Below are 10,620 nucleotides of genomic sequence, written 5' to 3' on the forward strand. Positions count from 1 at the left end.
TGTTAATTGTTCGGATTATTTGAACTGTATGTTGCGCATGTCCCTAATAGGCTAAGTGCCAAATTAGTGACGTCAAATCTATGGCTTTTTGCCTAGACACTTGTCAATCTACTGTGAAGTGCGCGTTAATGTTCAGATACAACCTTGCCTTTTTCTTATCTATTTTATTGATTCCATTTGCCTCCTATGCGGACACAACGGGTCTTGTTATGGATCTGTCTGTTGACAGCGCGTCTTACGACAACGACCAAGAGGTGGCTTATACGCTTGTTTTAACGAATGAGTCGGATAAAGCTATTGCTGAGTTGGACGTTAAGGATGAGCTGTTAAATATCTTAACGACAGATGACCAAGGGAATAATGTCAGCGCGTTCTCGCAAGTCTCGACTCAAGCGCAATCCTCCTTCCTGTCATCTCCAGGTGATTACAGTCGCTTCGGAAACTTAGATGCATCAGGTGTGCGTATTGCGGCTGGTGGGTCAGTGACCTACACCATGGTCGCCACCGTTTCTGCTGACGCAGCCGGTACGATTGATAACTTCGCAAGTGCGAGCACTGGACTATTGGATGCTGTTGAATCAAATACAGAATCCATTCAGCGTGGTGTGTACCAACATGATGTTGTTGTTTCAGTCGATAAGACGAACTATCAACTCAATAACAAACTCACCTACAAGATTAAGGTTTCGAACACTGGCGATACGTTTATTCAGACGATCGACGTTCAAGATGTCATTTCAGACATAAAGGCACTCAATATTGAAGGGGCTTTGCAACAAGCCTTTACTGACAACGTTAACTCAGTAAGCAAGGTTGAAGGCAGCAAAAGCGATCCAGGCACCTTCGCCGAATCAGGGGACTTATCAGTAAGTGCTGCGTCGATTGATATAGGTGGGTCAGTGACTTACGAAATTCAAGCGACCGTTGCCGACAATTTAGTCGGCGACATTGTTAATGACGGTATAACCGCTGAAACACGCGATGACTTGGTCACAGTTGATGAGGTTATCACTCCACCCACTGAGCCTAGTATCACCCTGACACATACCTTGAACCAATCGGATAACTACCTAGTCGACGATGAGTTTTCCTATACGGTCACGGTTGCTAACCAAGCAAACACTGGTATCGCGTACCATTATTCGGTTCAGCAGTTTCTTGAGGATCTTGAAACCGATCTAGGCAACGATGTCAGCAACGAAAAGAACGCAACTGACACGGTTGGTAACCCTTACGATTTTTGGACCAATGAAGTGACCTCGATCGGTTCTAATAGCCTTTCTGAACTCAATGCATCTGGAAAGGAGTCCAACAAGTCACTAGAAGACAAAGTGTCTATCTATCCCGGTGAGCAGATTGTTTATTCCGTTGTGGTGGACGTTAGCCCTGTGTCTATTGGTCAAATTCCCCAAGTTGCAGCCCGAGTGGTTGATGCTGATGGCCACGCAGATTCTGGCGATGCTTTGGCCAATATTCTCGATTCGAAAGACGTTCTGACGACGTCATCAAGTCAAATTACACGTAATAAGAACACCACAGATACGACTTATGTTCCGGGGATAGTCGGTGATAACGAAGTGGTCTATGACATTGTTATTTCTAACAAGGACACAGAGTTCTTCGCCAACGATATCGAAGTTGTCGATAAATTTGCTTGTATCGTGACAGAGCAAGCGGATGGCTCTAATGCTTCAGCATTTTCCGAGTGGAAGCTTGAAGTCGCTGATAGAAGTGGTGAAGGATCGAATTATGGTTCATTTAATTACAATACTTGGACAACAAACGACATCAATTTGAAAGTCGACCTCGCACCTGAGGGCTTCGTTCATTATAAGCTGACCGCAAAAGTGGCAGACACCAGTGTGGGGCAGATTGTTGATGATGGTACCGATGCCGGCTTGTGCTTAGGGGATAACTTAGGCGAGTCGGGTTCTGGCGTCCAAATGCCAAACTCGAAATTAAAGGTCCAAAAGGAAGTGGATTCTCGTTACTACTCAGCTGGCGGTACCCTGAACTACGACATCACGGTAGAGAATAACGGTGACGGCTATGCGATTGATATACCGGTTTATGATGATTTAGTCTCTGTCATGACTCAGTCTATTAATGATACACCGACTAAAGCGTATTTGAGCTGGATTATTACTGCGAAATCTTATGCCTCTGACGGCTCAATTTCGACAAACAGTGATCCCGGCTTTACTGATGACATAGAAGGTAATCAGAAGAATCAAAAGATCTTAGATGTGAAGGCAAAGCTAGCTCCACACGATAAGATCGTTTATAGCATTGCCGCGATCGTAAACCCCATTGCCGATGATGAAATCCGTAATGAAGTGACGGTTGACAGCGTACTTTATTCCGATAGAGGCTCATACCCACGAGATTACTACTTAGTATTGGATAAGCGTGTTGATGGTCATGACGAACAAAACGCGTATACCGACACCACCAATACTGTCACTTATACGATCAGCATTACCAACCCAGCAGGGAACGGTTTCGCCTCTAACATCAATGTTAAAGATGAAATTAGTACCATAGAAGCAGAGTTACTTCACGAGCCGGGTGAAACCAAGCCCGTGTTCTCTTCGTGGACGATCAGTGCAGAAAGAGAGGCAGACTCCCCGTGGGTGAAAGCCGTGACTGACCCTGGATCGTTCTCGGATAACAATGATCTGGATGCCACCGCTCAGCTCCCGCCAGGTGCGACGATTACTTATACCATTGTTGGGACACTCGATCGCAGTGTCGACAGTGAGATTCTTTGGGGAGCATTCACCAATACCGCAACAGTGACGGGACCAGATACTAATCTATCGGATACGGTACGTACCTATCCTAGCGAGCCGAATCTTGTAGTCGCTAAGACCGCTCAAAATACCGACTTTGTTGTAGGTGAGCGCGCTACGTTCGATATTTATATCTATAACCGCGGTGTTGGCTATGCAAATGACGCAACGGTACAAGATAGTATTTCAGCGCTTAACTTCTTTAATAGTTGGACAATTGTAGGTTCGACCAACACAGATAAACCGGGTTCTCGTTACGGTGACATTGCTAACGACACTGACATCGATACCGACGTTGATATCACTCCCGGAGGGTGGGTTCACTATGAGGTGAGCGGCATTGTTAAGTCTGACTATGAAGAAGAACAAGTATCGAACCGTGTTGATGTTTACGATCCTATTACAGACCGTGACCACAGCTCTTCCGCTCAAATAGATAACTCACACAGTACCTATGACATCAATGTTTCATTAGCCAAAACGACCGATGTTGTCCGCTACACGCCGGGTGAAGATCTCACCTACACCATCGTTATTGGCAATAACAGCGACACTGATGAGACCGATCTTATCTTCATGGATCGCCTGAGTGAGATCACTACTACGCTAGCGAATGATAAAGATGGTGAAGTAGAAGATGTTCTTAATCAAAACCCGTTTGACTATTGGTCTGTTGATACTGGCTCTGGTTTCGGCCCTCAAACGACTGAAGATGTGGAGTTCCCAGTTTCAATTCCGGCCAAAGACTTTGTCACGGTGCGTATTAAGGCGCATGTCAAAGACAATGCGGTATCTAACGGTGTAGCGGACAGAGACGGCGGCATAATCCGCAACGAAGCCGTGCTGATTCATGATGATAATGCCGGTTGTACTGACGATTGTGAGTATGCCAAACGTGCCGTGGCTGAAAACCATCAGGTACATAATAACGGCGGCGTTGTTCGCACTACTAACATTAACCGCTACTCTCCGGGAGATGAGTTGACTTATACCATTAGGTACAACTCTCAAGATGTACATGGTTATCGAAACAACGTAGACGTTAACGAACTGATTAATGACATATCAGTGGAGCTACAAGATGGCAATTCAGGTAATCCATTTTTCGATGATTCGGTAGGTTCAAACAAGTTTACGGTGGCGGTTGCTAAGAGCGATCCTGCGAACGCGGGTACAACAGATGGTACCAAAGACGGTGATGTTGCGAACGACACTGACATCGTAACCTCGATTGATATCGATGCTGGCGAAGACGTGACTTACACAGTAACAGGTACCGTAAGACCGGATGCGGTCGGTGATATTCATTATCGAGATACCGTCGTGATTCCCGATGGCTACCATTTAGATTTTGATAAAACGACTGATGAAGCGGTGTACGAGCCCGCTCAAACCGTGACCTATCACTTAGTGATTGAGAATGACGGCAAAGGTAACGCTCACGATATTCCAATCGTCGATAACCTCGAAGATATTACGGTCAGCTTAGTGGATGGTAATACAGGACCAGCGTATTCAGATTGGACCATCACATCGATCGCAACTGGAACTGATTCTGAGTATGTGGATGCGGGCGCAGGTGCTGGCAATGTTTACACATCAACCAACAGTAACCTAAATGTTGAAGCCGATATTCCGATGGGCGCTAAGCTTGAGTACCAAGTTGTCGCGACCATAAATGACAAAGCCAATGGCGATGTTGTTAACGTTCTAACCGTCGATGGCGACACGATATCTCATAATATTTCGCAAACTGGTCGCCAAATTGATTACGAAAAAAACATTCTGGCTTACTACGACACGGATGGTAATGAGTTGGTTGGTGCTACCAATTACATGCCTGGCGGCTACATCGAGTATGAAATCCTAATCGAGAACATCGCATCGGCGCACGTTGATGACATCAGTTTACGTGATGACATCGACCAAATAACGACTCAATACTACGATGGAACTCGCGGTTCGGCGTTTGATAGTTGGACGATTGAAACTTTCGCTGATGGATCGGGGATTTCAGATCCTGATGTAGATAACTCGATTAAAGACAATCAACCGATTGATACGCACTTTGATATATCGGCAGACAACTTTGGCGGTGTAGTATTGTCATCGTTTGTGCGTTACGTCATCAAGGCCAAAATCAGTCCGAAAGCAGTAGGTTCTTTCACTAACCGAGCGTACATCGATGAAGATGACGGAAATGAACTAATTGCCGTATCTCCACCTGCAAAGATGGCTGAGCCTGAAATTTCGTTCTCTAAGAAAGCATTTTATGACGCAGGCCTCTCCTCGGCAAAGACTGAGTATTCTCAAGTCGCTGGTGAAAGTGAGGTTTACTACCGAGTTCAAATTAAGAACACGGGTAATGGTATTGAGTATGGTTCTCGCCTTGAAGATACTATTTCTGCAATTCAGACTCGCATTGCAGAAGATGCCTCGACGTCTGGCACTGACCCTGTCGGCCAGCCATTTTTATCTGGTTGGGAAGTGCAGCTAGAAAAAACGGCAGCGGTAGGTTCGATTACAGACGCGGTTGACTTCGTTTCTGGTAATAACGTCAATATTGATAACGACATTGTTATCGCGCCTCAAGAAAGCCTAACGTTCACCATCCATGCTGAGATTCGTGAGGATGCGTTGGGCGATATTCAAAACAAAGCGAATTATGACGGTAAGGTTCGTACTGCGACTCTAATGCCACTAGGAAATAATATCAGTGTTGAAAAACGCGTGGTGTCGATTAACGGCAACCCGTTCAATGATGGGGATACCTATCTGCCGGGTGACGAAGTTGAGTATGAATTTGTGGTCACTAACACTGAAAACGGTTGGGCGAATGATATTCAAATCAAAGACACGGTAAAGGATATCCAAGTTGAGGTTATTGGCGGAACAATGGAGTCTGCCTTTGTTTCGGGCGATATCATTCACGAAATCAGTAATGGTATTGATGCCAACGTCGATACCTATGTTCCTAGCTATAACCCAAACAATAACCTGAATATTGAAACCGATATTGCCGCAGGTGAAATACTGACGTTTAACTTAACGGGTGTTATCCGTGATGACGCTTTGGGAACTATCGAAGCCAACCGAGTGACGGCAGAAAATGAGTCTGCGACGTCAGAAACTATCCCACCTCAAGAAGCTGAGCTCGACTATTTCAAAACCTTGGTTTACACCGATGGTGAATCGGCTGGTTGTTCAGTTCCTTCAAACGATGGCAGTAGCTGTACCTACGCACCTCGCGGGGATGTTGAGTATCAAGTTACGCTAGAGAATACGGGTGATAGCATCGCGAATGACGTGAGTGTTATCGATGCTATTCATACCATCAAAACCGAAGATGGTGATGATGCGTTCTCTGAATGGACCACCGCGATTGCTGTGGAACCTGTTGGTTCTTATGACGTACGAGGTAACTACAACGGCAGTGTACCATTGAATGCAACTGTCGACCTTCGCCCAGGTGAGCACATTGTATTTGACGTGAAAGGCAGAGTTTCTACGTCAGCGACAGGTACCATCACCAATACAGCACAAGTGAATGGCGATAACACCAACGATATTGTCCTCAACCCTGGCCGCTCGAACATTCTAGTTGATAAGTGGACAGATACACCTACGTACGTACCTGGTGGAACGGTGAATTACTACATCGATATTACCAACGATGATGTGGATTCTGGCCTGTTTTCAATCCGCGACATCATCAGTGGCTTCGAAGTCGAAACTGTCGATGGTTCGATGCAAACCGCACTCACGGAGTGGAGCGTCGATTACGATGTGCTTTATAACTCGGCGCCGTCAGACCCTGACGCTAATGATTTTTCAGAGCTAGATAAGCTAGTTGCTCAAAACAGTCCAGACATCGATTTACCTGTCGAATCGATCAAGATGGCAGGGCGTGACGATGCCGGTACGGGTGGCGGCGATAAGTACACAGTTGTCCGTATTCACGTCCAAGGCAAGGTACGAGATGACGCGATTGGGCGCTTCACCAATACGGCTTATCTGCGACATGGTTTGGACGATTCGAAGATCGCTCGCTTACGAGAAGGCTTTATCACTCCGAAGTCGGGTCAATTGGTTCTAACCAAAGAAACGACGCCAATTGCAGAACCTGATGCTAAGTATCAACCGGGTCAACCTATCTCATACAAGATCACCGTGGCTAACACAGGTGAAGGTTACCTTGTCGATCAAGTTCTAACCGATCGTATCGACACCATCATGACAGAGGTGGCTAACAGCCCAGATCAAGAGCAAGCGTTGACAGGTAATTGGATCATTAGCGACGAACAGCTTGATGGCAGTGGCGATCCAGCCCTGAACGCTCGCAAAGATGTGGTTAATAACGCACAGGGTTATAGTGCGACTTACAGCATTCACCCGGGTGACAGTTATTCATTTGTCGTGACCAACACTGTTAATGATAAGGCCAAAGGCGAGATCACTAACGTCGTTAAAGTTGATAGCGACGACGGTGAGCACTCTGCAGACGCGACCTACATTCCAGAAGATGCGCAAGTTGAGATCACTAAAGATGTCGATAAAGCAGAGTACCTTCCGGGAGAAACACTTCAGTACACCGTGACCGTTAAGAATAATGGCTTAGGTTGGGCTGAAGATGTTGCTATTGAAGATGCGCTGAAGTCGGTTGAAACCACGATTGCAGGTGGTACGACTGAACAAGCTTTTGACCCTGCTTCAATCCAAATATCGGCGGTATCGACAACCGGTGAAACCCCAGTACCGGATGCAACCCGTGGTGAAGACCTTAATGAGACTCTCGATATTGCGCCTCAAGACAGCATTGTTTTCACGATTCAAGTGACGACTAATCCGTTGGCGACAGGCGATATTACTAACATCGCATCAGCGACCTTTAACGGCACAACATTTGATGACAGTGCTACCAGTACACCAGTGTTGGCGACGGTTTCGGTAAAGAAGACAGTTGATACGCCATCGTATGAAGTAACCAAGCTGATTAACTACGACATCACCGTAACCAACAGCTCTGATGCGTTTGCATCTGGTGTTCAACTTCAAGACATCATCAGTGACATTCAAGTCGACACGACCGCGGATAAACAAGAGTCGGCATTCCTACTATGGGAAGTGAGCTTTGACGCCTCGGATGATCGCTCTGTTGTCACTCCCAAGACGTTCGACTTGAGTGAAGATATCGATGTGAGTATGGATGTGGCGCCACAAAGTACCGTGACATTCCATGTTAAGGCGTTGATTCGTACGACGGCGATTGGCGATATCAGTAACACGGCAACCATCACTTATAACGGAACACCACAAGACTCAACGGTAGTCATGACACCGAAAGACTCTGAGTTTGTTGCGACGAAAACTAACGTACAAACCGAGTATGAGCCGGGTGGTGAGCTGGAATTCTTGATTACCATTGAAAACACCTCTAACAACTACATCAGCGATTTAAGTGTTGTCGATGACATGAGCACAATAGAGGTGGGCTATTACGATGGTACCACTGGGCCTGCTTTTGTTGCTGGAACCACTTCTTTGGTTGTTGAGTCAACCACGGTAGGAACGACGACGGAGCAAATTAGCCCGATTGAGTACAGTGTGGATATTGCACCGCACGGCACAGTTGTGTTCCGCTCAAAAGGCACCGTAGTCGATACCGCGACCGGACACATCATTAATACTGCGCAAGTAGATGGCGGCGATGTTATCAGTCCTCCAGTTCAAACAGTTGCGGCTGTGGTTCAAGCTGAGCTGTTTACCGATGCCCCGTATTACGTGCCGGGAGAGCAGGTTGAGTATCACTTAGTGGTGCAAAACATAGGCCGAGGTATAGCCAAAGATGTCGCGCTTTACACCCAGTTCTCTGAATCCATGGGTGATCATATTGATGGTAATTTTAGTAATGCGTTTGATGAATGGACACTAACGGCAACATCAGAAGGGGCTGAAACTCAACCTGGCACCTTTGATGACGACAAAGACCTGTTCACCTTGGTCGACATATCGCCGGGCGGCAAGATTGATTACACGTTCACATTGACGGTCAACGAAGACATGCTGACTAATATCGATGTGCTTGGATACTACCTCGACTTAACTGGTAGCCCGGCGATGCGCGCTCGTTCTAAAGGCATGTTGGCCTCTGAAACCTCGATGCAGGCATTGGCAGATCAAGTATCTGCTTTGGATTTGCCGCCAGTGGGTGCTGATTTGGTTGTTGAAAAACGTTCTGATAAGCCTGAATACACCGAAGATGACGACAGTGTCACTTATTACTTAGCCGTGACCAACAACGGTCAAGGTAACGCGGCTAATGTTCGTCTAACCGATGAGATCAGTGGACTACAAAACAGCACAGGTAATAAAGTCTTTATCGATTGGACAATTGAAGGTGTGGAAGTCGACGACTCGGGCGCGGTTATTCAGCGTCATTCTTTCCCGTCGAATAAAGACTTAGACACTACCGTTAACCTGAAATCCAACAAACGAAATGCTTACGCGTTTGAGGTCGTGGGTACGCTAGGTAAGGGCTTGGATGACGACATTACCAATACCTTTACGGCGACTGAATCTGACGGTACTGAAACCAGCGACAGCGTAACTACTCACATCAAGAAGATTCCAGATAACTCTGGGGAGTTGGAGCTAACCAAGTCTGCGCTGCAAGATACCGCGCAAGTGGGTGATGCGGTTGAGTATGAGATCATCGTTGAGAACAACAATGAATCTTACTTTAAGAACGTGACTGTGGAAGACCGTTACCCAGGTGGTCTGAAATACATCGTGGATACATCAGAAGTTGTGCTAAGCGGCATTGATGGTGAGTTTGGTACAGAAGACGATCAGGTTATCTCTCAAGAGCCATCAGACACGGGCAAGTTAATGTTCACATCGTTGAACTTTGATCCGGGCGAGAAGCTGCGTATTCGTTACTTATTGCGTGTCTCGGTAGGAGCAACGTTTGGTGATTACATCAACACCGCAGTAGCAAAGGTTGATGGCACGGCTGTTTCTAATGAAGACACCGCCAAAGTAACCGTAGAGCCGGACAAGGTGTTCGATACCTCATCGATCATCGGTAAAGTTTTTGAAGATCACAACAAAGATGGATTCCAAGCCGATGCAACCGCGTTTGATGTTGAGCTAACTGCGAACTTAGCAACGCAAGGCTACATCGCTGATTCGACGCACATCATTCGTGATGGTCAAGACGTTGCTATTCAAGATGGTGCGATAACCACTGCACTTGAGCAAGGCTTGGATCTTGGTGATCTTTGGGGACATTCAGTGAACCGAACGCTGCCAGAAACCAGCAAAGTGGTTATTCAATTTAAAACTCGCACACAGCAGAGCTTTGATTTCTACGTCACGACCGATGCGGGCTCTCGCATCGAGTTCGACGCACAAGGTCAGATTCAGTTTAAGCATGAATCGGACAAGAAAAAGGGACTGAGTGCGGAAAACCTCAATGTAACCAGAAACCTATATCGCGATGGCGAGCATTACCTGTGGGAAATCGTTATCGAGAACAAAGGTATCTACGAAGATGGTATTCCGGGCGTTAAGTTGATGACGGTTGAGGGAATCGTTATTTACACAGACCAGTACGGTCGTTACCACGTGCCCGACCAATGGGTACTCAATAAGAAAGGTAAGAACTTCCTAGTGAAGTTGGACACTGATTCGCTCTCCACCTCCATGGAAGTAGTAAGCGAAAACCCGAAAGTGTTGCGAATTACCCCGAACAAGCTCACCAAGTTCAACTTTAGCGTTCATCGTAAAGACCAACAAAGTGAACAGAAGTAAGCCATTGGAACCGTAT

1 protein-coding gene is annotated in these 10,620 nt (G+C 46.4%); it reads left to right on the plus strand.

Annotated elements, in window-relative coordinates:
* The first annotated feature begins 209 nt into the window (after window positions 1-209).
* Entirely contained in the window at window positions 210-10,604 is a 10,395-nt protein-coding gene (locus AB6D06_RS04980) for a hypothetical protein (protein ID WP_372109995.1), read from the plus strand.
* The last annotated feature ends 16 nt before the right edge of the window (window positions 10,605-10,620 follow it).

It is taken from the genome of Vibrio sp. 10N.239.311.G01, assembly GCF_041465805.1.
Classification (GTDB): domain Bacteria; phylum Pseudomonadota; class Gammaproteobacteria; order Enterobacterales; family Vibrionaceae; genus Vibrio; species Vibrio crassostreae_C.

What these genes read in the sequence shown, in the direction of transcription:
- AB6D06_RS04980 (WP_372109995.1), top strand. Translation starts at nt 210, where the DNA reads ATGGATCTGTCTGTTGACAGCGCGTCTTACGACAACGACCAAGAGGTG.